13 protein-coding genes and 1 pseudogene are annotated in these 20,551 nt (G+C 70.9%); 9 read left to right on the forward strand and 5 right to left on the reverse strand.

Annotation, left to right across the window (positions count from 1 at the left end):
- Positions 1-185: 185 nt before the first annotated feature.
- The 3 genes from WME73_RS49940 to WME73_RS49950 form a co-directional block, all read right to left on the reverse strand.
- Positions 186-1,052 carry a helix-turn-helix domain-containing protein gene (locus WME73_RS49940; RefSeq protein ID WP_437743329.1) on the reverse strand — a complete coding sequence of 289 codons (867 nt, stop codon included), beginning with the start codon at positions 1,050-1,052 and terminating at the stop codon, positions 186-188.
- 206 nt (positions 1,053-1,258) lie between these two features.
- On the reverse strand, positions 1,259-1,393 hold the full coding sequence (locus WME73_RS49945) for a hypothetical protein (protein ID WP_437914181.1): 135 nt from the start codon (positions 1,391-1,393) through the stop codon (positions 1,259-1,261).
- A gap of 365 nt (positions 1,394-1,758) precedes the next feature.
- The gene (locus tag WME73_RS49950) at positions 1,759-1,983 is read right to left on the reverse strand and encodes a hypothetical protein (RefSeq protein ID WP_437917537.1); all 225 of its coding nucleotides are present in this window, start codon (positions 1,981-1,983) and stop codon (positions 1,759-1,761) included.
- Between WME73_RS49950 and WME73_RS49955 the strand changes: the two genes are divergently transcribed.
- Together WME73_RS49955 and WME73_RS49960 are read left to right on the forward strand one after the other, a co-directional pair.
- Entirely contained in the window at positions 1,964-5,857 is a 3,894-nt protein-coding gene (locus WME73_RS49955; protein ID WP_437917520.1) for an RHS repeat-associated core domain-containing protein, read from the forward strand. The two genes, WME73_RS49950 and WME73_RS49955, sit on opposite strands and share 20 nt — an antisense overlap.
- On the forward strand, positions 5,854-6,531 hold the full coding sequence (locus WME73_RS49960; protein ID WP_437914182.1) for a leucine-rich repeat domain-containing protein: 678 nt from the start codon (positions 5,854-5,856) through the stop codon (positions 6,529-6,531). Before WME73_RS49955 ends, WME73_RS49960 begins: the two co-directional genes overlap by 4 nt.
- 203 nt (positions 6,532-6,734) lie before the next feature.
- On the opposite strand, the gene WME73_RS49965 is transcribed toward WME73_RS49960, so the two are convergent.
- Complete coding sequence (locus tag WME73_RS49965; protein ID WP_437917521.1) at positions 6,735-7,850, reverse strand: SUMF1/EgtB/PvdO family nonheme iron enzyme; 1,116 nt, start codon at positions 7,848-7,850, stop codon at positions 6,735-6,737.
- Positions 7,851-7,963: 113 nt separating this feature from the next.
- A complete protein-coding gene (locus WME73_RS49970; protein WP_437914183.1) occupies positions 7,964-8,509 on the reverse strand; it encodes a TlpA family protein disulfide reductase in 546 nt (181 codons plus the stop codon).
- Positions 8,510-8,737: 228 nt separating this feature from the next.
- Between WME73_RS49970 and WME73_RS49975 the strand changes: the two genes are divergently transcribed.
- The 7 genes and pseudogenes from WME73_RS49975 (at position 8,738) to WME73_RS50005 (ending at position 20,321) form a co-directional block, all read left to right on the forward strand.
- Complete coding sequence (locus WME73_RS49975) at positions 8,738-11,428, forward strand: HEAT repeat domain-containing protein (RefSeq protein ID WP_437743331.1); 2,691 nt, start codon at positions 8,738-8,740, stop codon at positions 11,426-11,428.
- A 277-nt stretch (positions 11,429-11,705) separates the two neighbouring features.
- On the forward strand, positions 11,706-12,086 hold the full coding sequence (locus tag WME73_RS49980; protein WP_437548004.1) for a hypothetical protein: 381 nt from the start codon (positions 11,706-11,708) through the stop codon (positions 12,084-12,086).
- The gene (locus WME73_RS49985; protein ID WP_437914184.1) at positions 12,083-14,311 is read left to right on the forward strand and encodes a M20/M25/M40 family metallo-hydrolase; all 2,229 of its coding nucleotides are present in this window, start codon (positions 12,083-12,085) and stop codon (positions 14,309-14,311) included. The genes WME73_RS49980 and WME73_RS49985 overlap by 4 nt, the downstream gene beginning before the upstream one ends.
- Entirely contained in the window at positions 14,308-15,534 is a 1,227-nt protein-coding gene (locus WME73_RS49990) for a formylglycine-generating enzyme family protein (protein ID WP_437914186.1), read from the forward strand. Before WME73_RS49985 ends, WME73_RS49990 begins: the two co-directional genes overlap by 4 nt.
- A gap of 200 nt (positions 15,535-15,734) precedes the next feature.
- Entirely contained in the window at positions 15,735-16,229 is a 495-nt protein-coding gene (locus tag WME73_RS49995) for a hypothetical protein (RefSeq protein WP_437914188.1), read from the forward strand.
- A 530-nt stretch (positions 16,230-16,759) separates the two neighbouring features.
- Positions 16,760-16,900: pseudogene (locus tag WME73_RS50000) on the forward strand (GxxExxY protein); the annotation flags it as partial.
- 79 nt (positions 16,901-16,979) lie between these two features.
- Positions 16,980-20,321 (forward strand): protein kinase domain-containing protein, encoded by a 3,342-nt coding sequence (locus WME73_RS50005; RefSeq protein ID WP_437914189.1) that lies wholly within the window; start codon positions 16,980-16,982, stop codon positions 20,319-20,321.
- Positions 20,322-20,551 lie beyond the last annotated feature (230 nt).

Below are 20,551 nucleotides of genomic sequence, written 5' to 3' on the forward strand. Positions count from 1 at the left end.
GCTGGGCGCGGGCGCCTTCCGGGCGACTGCGCTGCTCAGACCGGTCTACGTTCGATGAGAAGATTCCTTTCCTCCGCAAACGGCGCGCGCAGCTTTTCCACGCGAGCGCCGCCCTCGCCGCGTACAGGGAGTCCCACGTTCCACCCGGCGCGCCCGACGCCCGAAGCCCGAAGAGCGCTCGCCCGTTACGGGCTCATGCCGGCGACGTCGATCAGCGCTGCGCGCGTCCGGGTCGGGGTCGTCCCGCTGAACTGCTTCACGTCCCGCGCGAGGTGCGCCTGGTCGTAGTAGCCGAACCGCTGGGCGAGCTCCGCCCAGGTCCCCGTGGCGCCCGTCTTGAGGTGCCGCACCAGCCGGTCGAAGCGCACGAGCCGCGCGAGGAGCTTGGGCGGGACGCCGACGTGCTCGCGGAACAGGCTGATCACGTGCTTCTGGCTGTAGCCGAGCTCGCGCGCGAGGGCGCGCATGTCGACAGCGCCCCCGCGCTCCTCGATCCGGCGGAACGCCCACGAGACCACGCCGACCTCGAGCCGCGCCTCGTCCACGCGCTCGCCGAGCGCCCGCTCGATCAGGTCGAAGCGCGCGTCCCAGGTCGGGAGCTCCTCGAGGCGCTCCGCCAGCCGGGCGTGCTTCCTGGGCAGCAGATCGCGCGCCGAGATCACGCGCCCGGTCAGCTCGTCCATGGGCACGCCGAAGAAGAGCCGCGCCCCGATGGGGGTGAGGTTCACCTGGAGCCCGCGCTGGAACCCGTCGTGCTCGGTGATCGTGAAGGTGGCGTCGAGGCCCGCGACGAAGCCGCCGGGGTGCGAGGAATGACGGCGATCGCTCCCCGCGTCGAACACGCGCAGCGGCGGTCCGAACTCGATGATCACGACGACCTGCGGCGCCGGGAGCTCTCGCCGCCGCAGCGGCCCGGGCGTCTCCTCGGTGTAGCCGCTGTAGTCGCGGATGTAGGGGCGGAGGCGCGGCGCCGGGGGTCGCGTCGCGATCTCCCAGCGGCCCTCACCGGAGTTGCCGCGGGAGATCCGCGCGCGAGGCGCCAGCGCTTGCATCGCGGGGGAAGGGTACCCGCGGATGCGCGCGCGAGCCAGCCGCGCGCGGGGCGGCACCCGTCAGCGGATCGTCTTGCAGCACCTCAGCCCGAGGTGGCATCGTGCTCCTCGGCCTCGGGCAGCGACAGCGCGAGTCTCTGGAAGTTTTCGGCGGAGATCATGGCGGTGCGCCTCGGCAACGGGACGGGTCGCCGTCGCGAGGGGGCTCAGGCCCGGACCGTCTCGAATACCCGGAAGATGCTCGGCGTCTCGCGCACGCACGTCACGCCGAGCGCTGCTGCCTCGAGCAGCGCGCGGTAATCGGCCTCCGTGCGCTCGCGTCCCTCCGTGTCCACGAGCATGTTGATGTCGCTGAACGTGAGGGCCCAGTCAAGGGCGGCGTTCCCGTGCTGGGCAGGGGCGGCGGGGCGGGCGCCTCCATCACGAGCAGGGGAGCCGCACCGTCCCTCGCCTCGGTCCCGACGATGCCGGGCGCGACCCCGCGGGGAGCTCCACCAAGGCCTGGTGGAAGAGCCCGACGCCGGGGTATTGCAAAGATTTTTCCTTGCCAGCGCCGCCCGGCCCAGGTTCGCCGCTGGTTGCCGCGCGTTCGCGCTGTCGTCTTCCCTGTCGGCCCCGGGGCGCTTGACGGGGTGGCGCCGGGGCGAGAGAGCCCCCGTCGTTCGCCGGTCACGCATCCCGTTCGTCGGAGGCGGGACCGCGTCAGTCATGGCAACGTCCAGGCCGCCACGCTGACATTCGGCGCGCTGGCTGCGGCGTCCGTCCCCCAGAGAACGCATTCGTTGTTTTGTTGTCGCGCCGCCGCGCTGGCCTGATTAGCATGAGTGCGACGATCCGCGTTCAACGGATATCCCGGAAACACAGCGATGGCACGCACCGCACCCGTACCCAATATCCCCGCAATTCCCGGCATGAACCCGGGCGTCTTCATCGCTGGTGGAGGCGGTGGAGGCGGCGGAGGACGCGGAAAAGGTGGGGGAGGGCGTGGCGGGAAGCGAGGCGCAGGCGGCAAGAATGGCAAGGGAGACGACAGCGGTGGTGGCAAGAACGCAAAAGGATGCAGTCCCGGCGCGAACGGCGGATGTACCAACTGCAGCCGAAGTATCTCCAGAGGAGATCCCGTAGACGTCATTTCGGGAGAGGTCTTCACAAGCCCTGAGACGGACCTCTTCTTGCCGGGGTTCTTCAACCTCGAGATCACCCGCGCATATTCCTCTGCTCAACGCGACGAGGACGTAGGACTGGGATTCGGCTGGAGACACAGCTTGGCCTGGACGCTCGAAGAGACCCGACGCGGACTCGTTCTGCGGTCAGGCGACGGCGGCGTGGAGACCCTTCCGGCGCTGGACGGCACCGGCGAGCAGGCGTCTGTCGGGCCTTGGGGGATTCTACGCACTGAGATGGGCTATGCGGTACGGCCCGGCAACGAGTTCATCCATCACTTCGCCAAGACAGAGCCGACATCCGGCGTATACAGGCTGGTTGCGGTGAGTTATCGAGCCCGTGGCTGGCTGCGTCTGAGCTATGAGGCCGGGCGCCTGGCACGCGTTATGGACTCCGCAGGGCGCACCATCGTCTTCCACAGTACCCAAGAGGGTCGAGTCCGCTCGATCGTCGTGCCAGACCCGAACGGGGACTCGCTCACCTTCGCCCGCTTCGAGTACAATGCTCATGGCGACCTGATCGAGGCCATCGACGCCGATGATTACTCGACCCGCTACGGGTACGACGAACATCATCGCCTACAGCGCCTCGAATATCCGAGCGGGATCGTCTTTCACTTCGTCTACGACGACGAGGGTAGCTGCATCGAGACCTGGGGAAACTATCCGGGACATGCCGATGCCGCGCTGGCTTCCGAAGCGCCGTCTGTCCTACGTGACGGGCACCCGGCGAAAGGCGTCTATCATTGCCGGTTTACATATGATGGCGACTACACCGAGGTCGTCGACTCTGTGCGGCTGCAGCGCTTCTTTCGTGGGCCTGCCGATGAAATCGGCAAAGCCGTGAGCGCTCGAGGCGGAGTTACGGCGCGTACCTTCGACGAGCGAGAACGCATGACGTCGCTCACCGATCCGACAGGGGCGACGTGGACTTGGAAATACGATGAGATGGATGGGATTGCTATGGAAACGAATCCCGACGCCCAGGTCCTCCACGTCCGGCGCGACACGCTAGGCCGAGAGCTCGAGATCGTCGACCCCGCCGGCGGCAGCACGACGATTCACCGCGACCGCTTCGGCGAAGTCGTCGTCATGCGCGATCAGGCAAATGGGTTGATTCAGTTCAATCATATTGAACGAGGTGTCGCGCGTGAGGTCATCGACGAACGCGGTGGGCGGCATCTGTTCGAGTACGACTATCACGGTAACTGCACCGCTCGTACGTTCCCGAACGGGGCGCGTTACCAGTTCATGTACGACTACTGGGGACGCCTGCTTCGGATCGTGAATCCGCTCGGTCACGAAATACATCTCCGCTACACCCGATCGGGGCGGATGACGCACATCGTGGATCAGCTCGGCCGAACCACAAGTTGTCGCTATGACGGGATGGGCAACCTGGTCTCGACCACCGAGCCGAACGGCAGCACGACGACGTATGAATACGGCGGGTTGAATTGGCTCACGCGCGTCGTGCATCCCGATGGCTCCGAGCTGCGCGCGTTCTACAACCGCGAGGGATGGCTGCTGTACCATTTGAACGAGCGAGGCGAGAAATCCGAGCGCTCGTACCTGGCAGACGGGAACCTCTCCTCGGAGCGCCAGTTTCATGGCGCGAGCGTCCGCTACCAACGCGATCTGCTCGGGCGCGTCACGGGATACGACGAAGGCGACGGTCAGCATGAGCTGAAGCTCAGTCCGGCGGGGCAGATCCTGGAGCACATCGCACACGACAACTCCGCGCGGCGCTTCGAGTATGACGCGCGCGGCGAGCTGATGTTCGCGTCCTCCGCGGAGGTCGAGCTCACGTTCGAGCGTGATGCGGCGGGCCGGATTACCAAGGAATCCATCACCGTGGAAGGAACGACCTACGTCGTTCAGAGCTGGCGCAACGAAGCCGGAGATCGTTTGGCGCTTCGGACGTCGCTCGGCCACGAGTTGCGCGTGAAGCGAGACGCGAACGGACGCGTCGCAGCGCTGGAGGACCGCGACGGTCGCATCCTGTCTATCACGCGAAGCCCGCTCGGCTCCGTTCAGCGCATCGATCTCGCCGGCGGCGGAGCCATCCTCGACGCACGAGACGCCGCCAACCGCCTGCGGCGCCGCCACGTCGAGAGGCTGCGGGACGGTCAACGAAGCGATGAGCCGGAGTGGATCGGGAACGGTCGCGCAGATACGGTCGATTACCGCTACGAGTACACCGCCGTTGACGAGCTCCGTAGCATGTCCACCGCGGCCGGCCTGTCCGACGTGTTCGAGTACGACACCAGAAAGCGACTCGTTTGCAGGCAGCGTGCCGATGGGACGCGGGAAACGTTCCACGTCGATCCGTGCTCTAATTACAACGAAATCGGCGCCCGCGGTCTCGAGCGCAGCTACGCGCAGGGCAACGTCCTCACGACGCGCGGGAACACCCAGTACACCTACGACGCGCGGGGCTACCTCATCAAGAAGACCGTGCGAAGCCCGGCGTCGCCGACGCTGGAGACATGGCGCTACATCTGGAACGCATATGGTCTTCTGGAGAGCGTCGATGGTCCCGACGGACTGCGTGTGGAGTTCCTGTACGACGCGTTCGCGCGTCGCGTCGCCAAGCGCACGCTACGATATGGGCGCGTCACTGCCCGATATCACTATGTCTGGGACCTCATGTCATTGATTCACGAGGTGAAGATCAGTGATTCCGGGGTGCCGGAGTCTGTGCGCACATACCTGTTCGAGGACTCCGATGACCCGATGCCGCTCGGGCACCGCGACACCGTAGGCGGCGCGTGGGTCTACTATGTAGAGGACGTCATCGGCGCGCCGACGGATCTGATCGATGCGACCGGTCAGCTGCTGGGGCGGCTCGAGCGCTCAGTCTTCGGGAAGTCGCAACCTGCTCCCGGCTCTAAGGAGACGACGCAATTTCGTTATCCCGGCCAGTACGATGATGCCGAGACCGGTCTTCACTACAATCGCTATCGCTACTACGACCCTGAGATTGGCAGGTACATCAGCCCTGACCCCATCGGCTACTTCGGTGGGCTCAACCTGTTCGCCTACGGCCCCAATCCGATCGGCTGGCCTGACCCTCTGGGGCTGGTCATCGCCCAGCTGACGGGTGCGCCGGCGGCGTTCCAGAACTTCACGGGCAACCCGGGCGGATTCCCGTCCGGCGGCGTGACATCGCCAGGGCTGAACGCTCCCCCCGCAGGCCTCAATCCGCGCAACAACGGATGTGGCGAGCAGAAGTTCGCCCAGGAATTGCTTGCGTTCGGAAAGACGCAGCAAGCGCGGGAGCTACCGCGCCGGCAGCGCAAGTACAAGCTCGAAGGCAAGTTCCCGCCGTGCCCCACCTGTCATGCGGCGCTGATGCGTGCGGCGGCCGACGCGAACTCGACGGTGGAGTACATGTGGGAGCAGCCGGAGGGTGTGCAGAACAAGGTCACCTACAAGGGCAACAAGAACGGCTCGTGCAAGGTCAAGGGGAAGGGGATGGCGGGCAAGGAGGTCGCTACAGGATACGACCATAACTTGGGTGCTGCTGCCAACCCGAAGGCCGCGACGACACAGGGATATTATGGTGTCGCATTCAGCAGTAAGTCAGATGCCACCTATGAAAAGCTGCGTCAGCAACAGAAGAACGAGAGGAAAAAATGAAGAGGGCTGCGAGAAGCGCATCATCCTCGGGCGGTCCCCTGGATCGGGAGGGCGCCGCGAATGACGCGCTCAAGCGGATCTCCGCCGCCGCGGATCAGGGGAGCAAAACGCTCAATCTTCGCGCGCTGGGCCTAGACGATCTGCCCGAGGAGATCGGGACCGTCACCACGCTAGAGGAGCTCGACCTGTCCCGCAACGCGTTGAGACAGCTAACGCCGTCGCTCGCGGGGCTCGGCCAGCTCGCGAAGCTGGATCTGAGCCGGAATCAGCTGAAGTGGTTCCCCTCGGAGCTGTGCGGCCTGACCAGCCTGCGTAGCTTGAACGCGAGCGACAACGCCATCAAGGACGTTCCGGCCTCGATCTCCGCGCTCATCGCGCTCGAGGAGCTCGATATCGGCTTCAACAAGCTTGAGCGACTGCCGATGGAGCTCTTTGCCCTCCCGAGGCTGCGCAAGCTGGAGCTGAGCGGCAATCAGCTGAAGCTCTTGCCACGGGAAGTGGGGCAGATGAAGGAGCTCGTCGAGCTCTGGGTTGTCGACAACCCCTTTTCGGTTCTGCCCAAAGAGATATGGACTCTACCGAAGCTTTCGTGGCTTCACCTGGATGGTGAGCAGTTCGGGCAGGTCCCGGAAGCCGTGCGCAAGCGAGGAAAGCCGACCCTGCAGGTCGTGTAACCCTTCGCGCGGCGGGCGGTCCCGCACTGCGCCGGCAAGGCGTCGGGCAGATGACGGCACGGACACTCTGCCGCGCGCCGCGGAGATCGACGGCCCCGACGATGCCGGGCGCGACCCCGCGGGTGAGCTCCACCATGGCCTGGTGGAAGATCGCGGCGGCGGCGCGCGGGCGCGAGCCAGCCGCGCGCGCCGGGCGGGGCGCGTCAGCGGATCGTCTTGCAGCACCTCAGCCCGAGGTGGTAGTTCGCGTGCCACGCGTCCTCCATCGGCTCGACGTGCCAGCGCGGGCTGTAGGCGCAGTGATCGGGGTAGGTCTCGCGGCCCTTCGGCCTCGGGGCGTCGTGCTCGCGGGCGACCTCGACGTAGAACCAGGCGCTCCCCTTGAGCTGGCTGTACAGCTTGCCGTCGTCGCGGTCGCGGCGGGTCATGATCTCGGCCACGTTGCCGTGCTGATCGAACACCCCGAACCGCGAGCGGCACGCGGGGAAGGACCCCGCAGGCTCGGTGTCGGTCGCGCAGGTCTGGTAGGCAGAGCGCGCGGTGTCGCCGTCGCACGGCCTGCCGTCGATCTCGCGGTGCGGCGTCTGTGTGTGGCAGGCGGCGAGATCGAGCTCGTCGCCGTAGGCGTACGTCCTCGGCTTGCCGCCCTCTGGATCGCCGCGGCACGCGAGGCTCCACTCGTCCTCGGTGCAGAGGCGCTTGCCCTGCAGGCTGCACACGGTCGCCGCCTGTGTCGGGCTCGCCCAGACCATCGGCAGCTCGCACGGCTTGTTGGGGAACTCGAAGATGTCGATGCAGAACTCGGCCGACGCCGGCTTCCCGCGCCTGTACACGGGCACCATGTTCTCGTGGCCGCCGCAGCGGGCGCGCTGCTCCTCCGTCTGGAGGACGACGCCCCGGAGGCCCTCCAGGCACTGCTCCTTCGAGCGCGTGTGCCGCGCGAGCTCCTTGTTGCCCTGGTTGAGCCGGGCAGGCGAGCCGCCGCCGAAGTTCTTCTCCAGGAAGAGCTCGGGGTTCTTGAACTTCCGCTCTCGCTCCGAGAACTCCTTCAGCGAGAAGAGCCGCACCAGATCCTCGCGCGCCTCGTAGTGGGTCGCCATCGGATCCCCGACCGCCCCGGGCGCGCCGGCGTCGCCGCCGGCCGCGTCGGGCGCGCCGGGCTCGCCAGAGGCCCGAGGGGCCGGCGCCTCCGGGGCGGAGGCCGCCGGGCCTGAAGGTTGCGCGGAGGCGCTGGCCGGAGGCGGCGCGCCGGCGTCGCGGCCGCGATCGGCGTCGCCGCGGGAGCAGGCGGGCGCGCCGGCGGCGAGCGCCGCCAGCACGAGGTGCAAGGGACGGGAGGGAGGAGGCACGTCGAGCTAGAGAGGCACGTGGAGCGAGCGGGGCACGTCGAGCCAGAGAGGCACGTGGAGCGAGCGGGGCACGTCGAGCGAGATCAGAGGGCCGCCTCGATGATCTCGGAGAGGCTCGCCTCGTCGACGACGCCCGTCAGGTAGGCCGCGACCTTCCCCTGCCGGTCGATCACCACGAGGCTCGGCAGCTTGTCCACCCCGTAGTGGGCCGAGGCCTCCTTCGCGTCGTCGATCAGGATGGGATACGAGAGGCCCTTCTTGCGCGCGTACTGGCTGGCCACCTGGGGCGGGTCGTCCACGTTGACGCCGAGCACCACGAGCCCCTTCTTCTCGTAGCGGCGCGCGATCCGGTCGAGGATCGGCGCCTGGACCGCGCAGGGCCCGCACCACGTCGCCCAGAAGTCCAGGATCACCGCCTGGCCCTTCAGCTCGGCGATCTGCATGCGCGCGCCGGGCTCGCCGTTGGCGGCGACCGGCAGCGTCACGTCGGGGGCCTCCGCGCCGACCATGCCCGAGGCCCCCGGCGCAAGGCGCGGCAGGATCACAAGACCAAACAGCGCGCTCAGGGCGATGAGCAACGCGACTGCAGGATAGAGAATCTTGCCGGAATCGGGCTGGGGTTCGGCCATACGGGCCCTGGGCTTCATAGCAAATCTTTGGGCCTACGTCCGAGCGGCTCTGGTACGGTCCGGCGCCTCGACCGGCCGGGCGCTTCGCCGCCTGGCCCGGGGTCGGGGGCGCAGCGCGGCTCGCCGCGCGACGCCGCCGCCGCCGGGAGGGGTCGGGGGCGCAGCGCGGCTCGCCGCGCGATGCCACCGCCGTTCGGGTCACGTCGTCGCCCGCGCGCTGGAGGAACCATGCTCGATCGTCCGAATCTTTCACGAGAGAATCCCGCGGGGCCGCGCGGACGGCGCCCGCCGCCGGGGCCCCTTCCGGCCAAGCGGGCGGCCAAGTGGCCCCCCGATGACAACGATCTGCCCGGCGCCCCGCCGGCGCCCGCGGGCGGCGGCTTCGCGGACGACGGCAACTTCAAGCGCGGGCGGTTCAGCCCCGTGTCGATCGTGGTCGGCCTCCTCGTCGTGCTCGGCGCGGCGGGCGCCATCTGGTTCGGCGTCAAGCAGGACAGCCAGAAGATGACGGTCGACGCCGTCTCCAAGGAGAAGAAAAACATCTTCGTCCTGCCCAAGAAGGACCAGCTGCCCCTGTGGCGCAAGTGGGCCGCCGCGAGCGCCGAGCTGTCGCTCCAGCAGGAGGCCCTCATGCAGCTCGCGTGGGCCGACGACCCCGAGGGCGTCACGCACGCGCAGAACGCGCTCGCGCTCCCGGACCACCGCGTGAAGGGCGTCGCCGCGCAGGTGCTCGCGTACTACGGCTCGCCCAAGGCCGACGGCGCCAAGCACGCGCTGCTCGAGGCGCTCAAGGTCGCGGACGAGAGCGACAGGCCCCAGCTCGTCTGGGCCCTCGTCGAGCTCAAGGAGCCGGCCGCGTTCAAGGACGCGATGGACCAGTACAGGAAGGGGTTCCTCTCGAAGGTCGAGCGGCTCGGCGGCGGCATCGCCTTCGACCCCGAGAAGCTCGCCGGCCTCGTGTCGCTCGAGGAGCTCTCGAAGCTCGCGACCGACGAGAGCTCGTCGGTGCGGCAGCTGGTCGCGACGGTCCTGTCGCGCAACGCCGAGCCCAAATGGACGAGCGCGCTCATCACGCTCGTGAAGGACAAGGACGTCGAGGTCGCGCGCGAGGCCGCGAACGGCCTCGGGAGGATCGGCGACGAGACGGCGCGCGCCCCGCTCCTCGAGGCCCTCGCGAACGCCGACAAGGCCAGCCGCCAGCGCTTCCTCGAGGCGCTGCGCGATGGTATCGGCGGCGAGGGGCTCGTCCTCGCCCTCGACAGCGTGAAGCAGGACCCCGAGGAGACGACCTGGTTCCAGACGAAGCAGATCATGGAGATGCTGCGCGAGCTCGCCGACCCGCGGTCGGCCGACCCGCTCGTGAAGTGGATCGAGGCCAGGAAGCCGCCGCTGCACTGGCAGGGGGAGGCGGGGACGCGGCTCGCCGAGGTCGGCGACATTCGCGCCGCCAAGTTCCTCGGCGAGCGGCTGCTGGCCGACCCGCTCAAGCTCTACAAGCTCGAGAAGTTCTGGGAGGCGGACGAGGGTGGGCACCTGTCGCGCACCGACCTGCCGCGCGTCGTCGGCGCCCGCATGCTCGCCGATCTCGCCACGATCCACGCGGACAAGGCCGCCGAGCTCAAGGCCGCGGCCGAGGCCCCGGTCATCCTGTGGCTCAAGGATCGCCCGCAGCCGCACGCGAACGGCCTGCGCTTCCTCGCCACGGTCCGCTCCGAGAAGATCCTGAAGGACATGCGCGACTGGGCCTTCCCGACGGATCCGCTCCCCAAGGAGGGGCAGCTGCCGCCGTTCCCCACGGCCTTCGAGACCGCGCAGAGCGCGCTCCGGTACATCGGGCGCATGAAGGACGAGCCCTCCTACCCGCGGCTCCTCGAGCAGCTCGGCCGGAAGAAGGACCCGAAGATGGACATCACCCAGGACGGGCTCCAGGGCGCGGGACTCTCGATGCTGGGGATGGCGCTCCGCGCGGTCGCCTACGGCGCGTCGCAGGGGCTCGCCGAGTGGGGTGATCCGCGCGCGGTGGAGAAGCTGACGAAGCTCATCGAGGACGAGCTGTGGCACGAGGAGGCCCGCCAGGCCGCCTGCGAGTCGATCGCCTGGTGCGCCGACGACAAGGCGATGATCGAGGTGGCGAAGAAGGCGAAGGAGTTCGCGAGCAAGAAGGAGCCGCGCAAGCAGCTCATCGGCGCCTGTTACGCGTCGTCGCTCGCGCTCCGGCCGGTGCCCGGCGCGGCCGCCGAGCTCGTCACGCTCCTCACGGCCGACGTCGACCCCGGGGTGCGCATGGCCATCGCGCGCGCCATCGGCATCGGCGGCTTCGACGAGGCGGTGCAGGGGCAGCTGTTCGAGAAGCTCAAGGACGTCGAGGTCCGGAACGCGGCGGCGCTCGCGCTCATCCTCGGCGGCACGAGCGACACCGCGGCGCGGACGGTCGCGATGTACGCCGACTTCGACAAGTCGGCGCTCGACGACCTGAAGGACCACTACTACCGCGCGTTCGGCTACTGGTCGGACGAGGACTTCAAGCGCGGCAACCTCTACCGGTACGTCGCGAACGCCGAGGCGATCACGCGGGTGAAGGTCGCCGACGCGCCGCAGGAGTGGGCGCGGCAGCGGCTCCAGGCCCAGTTCGACAACCTGAAGTACGACAACGGCCCGCACTCGGAGACCCGCGTCGTGCTGCGCTACCGGCTCTTCCAGGAGGCCAAGAGCGGCGACGGCGCGAAGAAGAAGGGCGCGATCGAGACGCTCAAGTTCATGAAGGAGAAGGGCGTGCTCATGGCCCTGCGGCACGAGCAGGGTGAGACGGGCGCGCTCGCGAAGCGCGCGTTCCACGAGCTCATGAACCCGAAGGCCACCGTGGCCGAGGACCTGAGCAAGTTCGCCCCGCCGAAGGCCGGGGGCGCCGACACGCCGTAGCGGCGCGCGGCGCGCATCGGCCCGCGCACGAAGCCGCGGCGCAGGATCCAGGGGCAGGGAGCCCGGGAGCGCTCGAGGAGGAGGTCATCCTCTCCGGAGCTTCCGGGCTTCCTGTTTTTGTGCCGGCAGCGCGGCCATTTCCGTCTCCGGCGCGCGTCGGGCTGGCCGGGGTGGTCGGGTGACCGGCGCGTCTCGGGCTGGACAAAACGCCCGTTTCGGAAGAGTGTTCGCGCCGAGGTGCACTGTGCCTACCTGGCGTGATGAGCTCATCGAAGCCGTGAAATCGAAGGCGGAGCGCGAGGCTGAAGAGCTCGCGCGGCACAAGAAGCGGGTCGCCGAGGCGCTCGCGGCCGCGGAGTCGGCCGTGTCGCTGGGGGCCGAGTCGCTGAAGTTCGCGCACGAGAGGCTGCAGGAGAAGGGGCAGCCCATCGCGTTCGCCCAGGAGCAGGACAAGCACCGGCTCGCGCTCGGCGATTTCAGCCTCTCCCTGGAGCTCCTGCGGGAGTCCGCGATCGTCCGGGTGACGTTCGGCGACGGCAAGCCGCGCGAGTTCGACTTCGCGAAGGACCGCCACATCGCGCCCGCCGACGTGGAGGAGTACATCGGCCGTCGCGCGCTCGAGCTGGTCCGCGCGGCGCAGAAGGCGTCGCCGTGGTGAGCGCCGGGCGCGCCGCGGCCCCGCTGTCGCCCCGCGCATGGGGTCTTCGCCGCGGCCTCGCCGCCGGCCTGCTCGCCGCGGTCGCGGCGTGCGCTCCGCCGGCCGCGCCGCCCCGCCAGCCTGACGCGCCGCCGGCCTCGAAGCCTGCCGCGCCGGCGCCCGCCGCGCCGGCCTCGATGGAGGTCGATCCCGCCGCGGAGGCGCGGATCGCGGCGGACGTCGCGTACCTCGCGTCGCCCGAGCTCGCGGGGCGCGGGACCGGCGAGCCCGGCGCCGATCTCGCGGCCGAGTTCATCGCGCGCCGGTTCGCAGAGCTCAAGCTCTCGCCGCTGGGCGGGCCGGGGAGCGACGCGAAGGCGTACAGGCAGGTGTTCGACGCGCGGGTCGGCGCCGACGTGGCGCCCGCGGCGCTCGCGGTGCAGCGCGCGGGCCGGAAGCAGAGCGTCGAGGCCGGCAAGCTGGTCACGGCCGACGGGAGCGCGAGCGGCACGGTGTCGGGGGCCGCGGTGCTCGTCGGCCATGGAGTGACCGCGTCGGCGCTCTCCTGGGACGACTACGCCGGCCGGGATATCGAGGGGAAGATCGCGATCGTGCTCGACGGCGTGCCCACGCTGGACGGCGGCCCGGGTGGAGCGGCGCAGGCCGGCGCGCACGGCGGCGCTGCGCCCGGGGGCCCGCACGGCGGCGCTGCGCCCGGGGGCCCGCACGGCGGCGCTGCGCCTGCCAGTCCGCACGGCGGCGCTGCGCCCGGGGGGCCGCATGGCGGAGCTGCGCCCGCCAATCCGCACGGCGGCGCTGCGCCCGCGAATCCGCACGGCGGCGCTGCGCATGCCGGTGCAGCTCCCGCCGGCGCGCACGGCGGCGCTGCGACCGCCGATCCCCATCATCATGCTCCGCGGCCGGCGGACGCGCTCCGCGATTTCGGCAGCGTCCGCTACAAGCTCCGCACCGCCCGCGAGCACAAGGCCGCCGGGGTGATCCTGGTCGCGGCGGGCGACGAGCTCCCGCGGGTGTCGGACGACGCGGCGAGCATGGGCATCCCGGCCGTGGTGATCACGCGCTCCGCGGCCCGCGCGCTCTTCCCCACGGCCGGGCTCGCGCCGCCCGCGAAGCCGGCCGACGCGAAGCCGGCCGTGGCGAAGCCTGCGGCCGTGAAGCCGGCCGCGACCAAGGCCGCCGCGCCGAAGCCGCTCGGCGGCACCACGGTCGAGATCACGACCAAGGTCACCGCGCGGATGGCGCCGGCGTCGAACGTGATCGGCCTGCTCCCGGCGCGGGACGGCTCGCCGCACGCCGGTGAGTACGTCGTCGTCGGCGCGCACTACGATCACCTCGGCTACGGGGGCACGTCGTTCTCGCGCGCGCCCGGCGTGCATGCGGTCCACCCGGGCGCCGACGACAACGCCTCGGGGACCGCGATGCTCCTGGAGGTGGCGCGGCGGTTCGCCTCGCTCCCCGAGCGGCCGGCGCGGAACCTCCTGTTCATCGCGTTCGGCGCCGAGGAGCTCGGCACCATCGGCTCGCGCCACTTCGTCGATCACCCGCCGGCGCCGCTCGCGGGCATGAAGCCGGTCGTGGCCATGATCAACGCCGACATGGTCGGCCGGATGCGGGACGACAAGCTCCTCGTCGACGGCCTGGGGACCTCGCCCGACTGGAAGCCGATCGTGGACGACGCCGCCCGCGGGCTCGGCCTCACGCTCCAGTTCGGCGTCGAGGGCTTCGGCGCGAGCGATCACGCGTCGTTCACGGCGTCGCGCGTCCCGATCGCCTTCCTGTTCACGGGCGTCCACGAGGACTACCACCGGCCGAGCGACACGGCGGACAAGATCAACGCCGCGGGCGTCTCGCGGTGCTCGTTGCTCGCGGCGCGGATGGCGCTCGCCCTGTCGCGGCGCGACGCGCGCCTCGCCTTCACCGACGCGCCCGCCGACCCGCACCGCAGCATGCGCGGCGGCTTCCGCGCGTCGCTCGGCACGATGCCGGACTACGCGTACCAGGGGCCCGGCGTGAAGCTCACGGGCGTGCGGCCCGACGCGCCGGCCTCGCGCGCCGGCATGCAGGCGGGGGACGTGATCGTGCGCATCGGCGCCCACGCCGTCACCAACATCCACGACTTCATGTTCGCGCTCGGCGATCTCGAGCCGGGCCGCGAGGTCGAGATCGAGGTGGATCGCGGCGGGACCCGGGTGCCGCTCAAGGTCATCCCCGCCCCCGGCCGATGAGCCGGCGCTCTCGCCGCGCCGCGCCGCCGGTCGCGCCACCTCGACGGCGCAGGGCTCCACGCGGGCCCTGCGCGGTCAGCCTCGCCTTCCTCTGCGGCCTCACGGCCGCGATCCTCGCCTGCGACAGCCCGCCGCCCGCGGGGACCGGCGCCGTGGCCTCCGGAGGGCCCGAGCGCGCCGGCGCAGCTGCGGATGCCGAGCCGGCGCCGCCCGACGCCGCTGCGGCAAAGCCGTCGGACGCCGCGGCGGAGCTGTCGTACACCCCGGCGGAGCCGCCGTACGCCGCGGCGGAGCTGTCGTACACCCCGGCGGAGCCGCCGTACGCCGGGGCAGCGATGTCGTACGCCGCGGCGGCAGCCCTCGACGGCGGCGCGCCCGACGCCGCGGCGGCAGCCCTCGACGGCGGCTCGCCGGACGCCGCGGCGGCAGCCCTCGACGGCGGCGCTCCGGACGCGGGGCTGCCCGGCAGCTCCGAGGGGTGCCCGGACGACATGGTCCTCGTCGAGGGCGACTACTGCCCCGTGGTCGACCAGATCTGCCTGAAGCACCACAAGGAGTACGAGAAGGACCAGGAGCGACGGGCGACGCCCTACAAAGAGGCCGAGGGCCCGACCAGCGTCAGCGAGCGGTGCCTCGAGTACAGGCGGCCGACCGAGTGCCTCTCGAAGAAGCGCGCGCCGATGCGGTTCTGCGTCGACCGGTACGAGTGGCCCAACAGGAAGGGCGAGCTCCCGGCGCTGCTCGTCTCGTGGCGCCAGGCCGTCAAGGCGTGCGAGGGCGTCGGCAAGCGCCTCTGCACGGAGGACGAGTTCAACTTCGCCTGCGAGGGCGAGGAGATGCTCCCGTACACGTACGGCTTCGCCCGCGACGCGACCAGGTGCAACATCGACCGGCCCTTTCGCCAGCGCGAGGTGACGCTCTACCACTACGAGCGATGCATGCGGCACCCCAGGTGCAAGGCGGAGCTCGAGCGGCTCGATCAGCGCGTGCCTGCGGGCTCGATGCCGGCGTGTGTGTCGCCGTTCGGCGCCTACGATCTCAACGGCAACATCAACGAGTGGGTCGTCCGGCCGGGCCGCAAGTCGCCGGAGCGGAGCGGGCTGAAGGGCGGCTGGTGGGGCCCCATGCGCGGCCGCTGCCGCCCCACGGTGGGGTTCCACAAGGAAGAGGACTACGGCTACGAGCAGGGCTTTCGTTGCTGCAAGGATGCTGCGGTGCGGTGAGCGCGCGGTGGCGCGTCCTTTTTGAGGGGCGCGCGGCCGCCGACCGGGGGTACGCTCCTGTCCAGCGGGCCCGCGGCGCGGCGCTCGCCGGCGAAGGGCCTGCGGTTCCTCCTCCGGGGGCCGGGGCTCAGATCTCAGCGGCGGGCCGTCACCGGCCCGTCGCTCACGCGGGGAGAGCCCCGCACCTCGAGGAGACCTTGATGAAGCGATCCATGTGGTTCACCAGCGCGCGCTCGGCCGCCTCGGTCGTCCTTGCCCTCGGAAGCCTCGGGCTCCTGACCTCCGCGTGCAGCCGGGGCCGAGACGCAGAGGATCCATCGGATCCGCAGTACAACGCGTACAACCAGCAGCAGCAGGGGTACCAGCAGCCTGGGCAGTACCAGCAGCCCGGGTACCAGCAGCCCGGGCAGTATCAGCAGCCTGGGCAGTATCAGCAGCCCGGGCAGTACCAGCAGCCGGGGTATCAGCAGCCCGGGCAGTACCAGCAGCCGGGCACGACCGCTCCGGCGACGACGGGGCAGCCGGGCCCGCTCGCTCTCCCGTGTACGAACGACATGGTCTGCGGCACGCACAAGTGCAACACGGCCGCGGGCAAGTGCGCCTTCCCCTGCGCGGCGAACACCGACTGCGCGGCGGGCTTCTCGTGCATGGGCGCGGGCTCGGCGACGGCGATCTGCGTGCCCGGCGGGCAGTAGGGAGCGCCGGGGTCCCGCGGCACGACGGGTGCGGCGGCGTTCGGAGGGCCTGACGGGAGCGCCACCACTCGCACCGCTGCAGGGCTCGGCTCTCGCCATGGCAGCCGCCTGGCGGCCGGATCCGGTCCTTTCAAGGCAGCTGACAGCCTCTCGGCAAAGCCGGATCCAGTCGTGCGGGGGTAGCTCGGCCGCCTACCTGGGACCGGATCCGGTTGTCCGGAGGCAGCTGGCAGCCTCCCGGTAACCGGATCCGGTCGTGCGCGAGCAGCTGGCAGGGGGTGGGGGGCTTTGGCCAAAGGTGGGGTTTTTTGAACCGCCAAGAGACGCCCAAAGACGCCAAGGAAAACACAAAGATATTGGCGTCTTATGGAGTCTCATGGCGTCTTGACGGATCCATCATTCTGGCAGATTGGGGTAAGTACCCCACTACCAGCTGGCAGCACACAGGGAGACGGGGAGTCGGGGAGGAAAGATAAATATAAATCAAGGCGAAGAGGCGAGAGGGGACCATCCTTTGCGGCTGCTCGCTTGTGGCGTCTGCCTGCGAACAAGGCTTGTGTCATGAACCGTCGCTCGTGGGCTTGAGCTTCGTGAGGCAAAGGCCACTTCCACTGACCTGCAAGGGAGCCACGCTCGACCGTGGTTATCGACGCGACGTTGTCGTCGAGGAGAAGCTCGCCATCGGCCTGGGCCCCTATGGACACGTTTCGCCGCCCGCGTGGCTGTGCCACCCTGTCAGCGCTTCCAACCATGCCGGCGCCGGAAGAAGACCCCACGCTCCCGCCGGAGCGCCCCGGCCCGCTTGCCGCGGGCCCGGCGCAGACGAGCGACCCGGCGTCGACGACGATGCCGCCGGCAGACGCCTCGGCGCCGACTCGGCCCCTCCCTCCGGCCGAAGGGGAGGCGCACGCGGCCTGCGCCGAGGCGGAAGGGGGCGCGCCCACGCGCGGCGCCGCGGCCGGAGCGGCAGGGGTTCCCGTCGCTGCGTGGAGCCGTTACGAGCTCATCCGACCGCTCGGGCGGGGCGGCATGGGGGAAGTGGTCGAGGCGCGCGACAAGCGCCTGGGCCGAGCGGTCGCGCTCAAGTTCATTCGCGGGGCCGACCCCGACCGCGCCCTGCGCCTCTTGCAGGAAGCCCGCGCCCAGGCGCGCATCGACCACCCGAACGTCTGCAAGGTCTACGAGGTCGGTGAGGTCGCGGGCAAAGCGTACATCGCGATGCAGCTCGTGCGCGGCCGGAGGTTCGACGAGGCGGCGAGCGAGATGTCGCTGCCCGCAAAGGTGCGGGCGATGCGCGCGGTGGCCGAGGCGGTGCACGAGGCGCACAGGCTCGGCATCGTGCACCGCGATCTGAAGCCCTCGAACATGCTGATCGAGCGGGTCGAGGACGGCAGCTTCCACCCGGTGGTCGTCGACTTCGGCCTCGCCTACGAGGCCGGCGGCGAGCAGAGCCTCACCGAGACCGGGGCGCTCCTGGGCACGCCCGCGTACATGGCGCCCGAGCAGGCGCGCGGCCAGGTGCACGGCGCCGACCAGCGCTCGGACGTCTACGGCCTCGGCGCCACGCTCTACCAGCTCCTCTGCGGCGCGGCGCCGTTCGAGGGCGCCACCCCCGCCGCCACGCTCTTCAAGGTGCTGCACGAAGAGCCCCGACCTCTGCGCGCGCTCGCGCCCGAGCTGCCCGCCGACCTCGAGACCATCACCCTCAAGTGCCTCCACAAGGAGCCCGAGCAGCGCTACCCCACGGCGAGGGCCCTCGGCGAGGACCTCGGGCGCTTCCTCGACGGCGAGCCGATCCTCGGCCGGCGCCCCCGGCTTTCCTTCCGGCTGAAGCGGCTCGCGCGCAAGCACCGCGCGCTCGTGGCCGTCTCGGCCCTCTCGCTCGCGCTCATCGCGGCGCTCGGCGCCCTCGGCCTGCGCTCGCAGCTCGAGGCGCGGCGCGCCCGGGCCGAGGCGGCCGAGCGGGCGAGGCTCGGCGAGGAGATCGGACAGGAGGTCAAGGAGATCGAGTGGTTCTTGCGCGCCGCCTACGGCCTGCCGCTCCACGACACCGGCCGCGAGCAGGCCCGCGTCCGCGAGCGCATGGCGCGCATCGCGGCCCGCCACGTCGAGACGGGCGGCGCCGGCGCGGGGCTCGCGCGCTACGCGCTCGGGCGCGGGCACCTGGCCCTGCTCGAGTTCGACGAGGCGCGCGAGCAGCTCGAGCGCGCCCGTGCGCTCGGGGTCGACTCGCCCGAGCTCCACTACGCGCTCGGGCGCGCGCTCGGCGAGCTGTACCGCCGCGCCCTCGAGGACACCCGGCGCAGCGGCGGCGTCGCGTGGGTGGCCGGGCGGCGGCGCGCGCTCGACGAGCAGTACCTCCTGCCCGCGCTCGCCGCGCTCGAGAAGAGCCGCGGGATCGGGCTCGAGTCGCCCCACCACCTCGAGGGGCTCATCGCCCTCTATCGCCGCGACCACGGCGCCGCCGCGCGCGCCGCCGAGCTCGCCGGCCACGAGGCGCCCTGGTCGTACGAGGCCTGCCGGCTCGCCGGCGACGTCGCCCACGCGCAGGCGGTCGATCGCTTCGATCGAGGGGATTACGACGGCGCGCGCGCCGATCTCGAGCGGGCGGTCGCGCGGTACGACGAGGCGCTCGAGGTGGGGCGCAGCGACGCGCTGGCGTACGAGGCGCTCGCCGTGGCCTGGCTGAAGCGGGCCGAGGTCGACGAGCGGCAGGGCAGGCCCCGCAAAGAAGCGCTCGAGCGCGCCCTCGAGGCCTCGGGCAAGGCGGTGCGGGCGGCGCCGGGGCGCGCTTCGGGCCACACCCGGAGGGCCCAGGTCCTGATGAGCTGGTATCAGCTCATGAAGGACGAAGGCGGCGGCCTCGAGCCCGAGCCCATCCTCGATGCGTGGCTCGCCACCGCAGCGCGCGCCATCGAGCTCGACCCGAGCGACGTCTACGCGCATGACGCCGCGGGGCTGGCCCACTTCACGCGCGGGTTCGAGCAGGCGCGCGCCGGCCTCGACCCGGGCCCTGCCTGGGACGAGGCCCGCGCCCGGCTGACGCGGGCCCTCGAGCTGGAGCCCAACTACCCCTGGGCGCTCAACGATCTCGCGAACGTCCACCGCTGGAAGGGCAACCACCGGCGCGACAAGGGCCAGGACCCGCGCCCCGAGTACGCCGAGGCCGCGCGCTCCTACCGCCAGGCGATCGAGAGCGATCCGAAATACCTCTTCCCCTACTGGAACCTCGGCGACCTCTACAACGACTGGGCCTCGTACGATCTCGCGCACGGGTTCGACCCGCAGGACACGGTGCAGAGGGCGCTCGATACCGGGCGCCGGGCCCTCGCGCTCGACGCCCAGTTCTACCAGGCGCTCAACCAGGCCGCGGTGGCCGAGCTGACCCTGGCGCAGTACCTCGCCGCGCGCGGCGCGGACCCGCGCCCGCCGATCGAGCGCGCCTTCGCCCACCTCGACCGATCGCGCGCCATCAACCCCGCCGCGGGGCGGACCTCGTCCTACCGCGCCGAGGGCCACCGCCTGGCCGCGCTCCACGCCCTGCGCTCGGGCGGAGACCCGAGCGACGATCTCGAGGCCGGGCGGGCCGCGCTGGCCGAGGCCTACCGGGCAGAGCCGAGCTGCCTCGGCTGCCTGCTCGCGGGCGCGCAGCTCGGCGCGGTCGAGGCGCAATGGGCGCGGCAGAGAGGGCGCTCACCCCTGCCCGCGCTGCGGCGGGCGCGCGACGACGCGCGGCGGGCCATCGAGATCTACCCCCACGCCGAGGGCCACGTCGAGCTCGCGCGCGCCTGCTGGCACCTCGCGCGAGCGTCGTCGCCGGCCGAGGCCCGCGGCGCCGCCGACGAGGGGCTGAAGCACGTCGAGCAGGCGCTGCGCCGCGACCCGCTCCTCGCGCACGCCCACGCCGTGCGCGGCGGGCTCTTGCTCTCGCGGGCGCGCGGGGCGGCCGACGCGAAGGCGCGACGCGAAGAAGCGCGAGAGGCCCAGGCCTCGCTCGGGCGCGCCTTCGAGCTCGACCCGCTGCTCCGGCGCGAGTACGCCGAGGCGGCGCGTGAAGCGGAGGGCGCCGCGCCGGGCGCCGCCCGGCCCTAGTCTCGACGTGGGCACAGCTGCCTGACACCGGGCAGCTGTGCCCACGTCGAGACTGGTATCGCGGCTCAGAAATCCCGCCAGAGAAACCGGTCGATGACGAGCGATCGCCGGAAACAGTAGCGATTTTCATAGTTTCCGCCTGTCTCCCCGTCGAGGGCAGCTCCGATGTGGCCCAGCGGGGCGCCCTCCGCCGCCGCGTCGTCAACGGGGCCGCGTTCATTCCACAGTCT

Source organism: Sorangium sp. So ce302 (assembly GCF_051530145.1).
GTDB classification, from domain to species: Bacteria; Myxococcota_A; Polyangia; order Polyangiales; family Polyangiaceae; genus Sorangium; species Sorangium cellulosum_B.

Coding starts and splice junctions, on each gene's coding strand:
- WME73_RS49960 (WP_437914182.1), top strand. CDS start 5,854: ATGAAGAGGGCTGCGAGAAGCGCATCATCCTCGGGCGGTCCCCTGGAT.
- WME73_RS49940 (WP_437743329.1), bottom strand. CDS start 1,052: ATGCAAGCGCTGGCGCCTCGCGCGCGGATCTCCCGCGGCAACTCCGGT.
- WME73_RS49945 (WP_437914181.1), bottom strand. CDS start 1,393: ATGCTCGTGGACACGGAGGGACGCGAGCGCACGGAGGCCGATTACCGC.
- WME73_RS49970 (WP_437914183.1), bottom strand. CDS start 8,509: ATGGCCGAACCCCAGCCCGATTCCGGCAAGATTCTCTATCCTGCAGTC.
- WME73_RS49990 (WP_437914186.1), top strand. CDS start 14,308: ATGAGCCGGCGCTCTCGCCGCGCCGCGCCGCCGGTCGCGCCACCTCGA.
- WME73_RS49950 (WP_437917537.1), bottom strand. CDS start 1,983: ATGAAGACGCCCGGGTTCATGCCGGGAATTGCGGGGATATTGGGTACG.
- WME73_RS49975 (WP_437743331.1), top strand. CDS start 8,738: ATGCTCGATCGTCCGAATCTTTCACGAGAGAATCCCGCGGGGCCGCGC.
- WME73_RS50005 (WP_437914189.1), top strand. CDS start 16,980: ATGCCGGCGCCGGAAGAAGACCCCACGCTCCCGCCGGAGCGCCCCGGC.
- WME73_RS49955 (WP_437917520.1), top strand. CDS start 1,964: ATGAACCCGGGCGTCTTCATCGCTGGTGGAGGCGGTGGAGGCGGCGGA.
- WME73_RS49995 (WP_437914188.1), top strand. CDS start 15,735: ATGAAGCGATCCATGTGGTTCACCAGCGCGCGCTCGGCCGCCTCGGTC.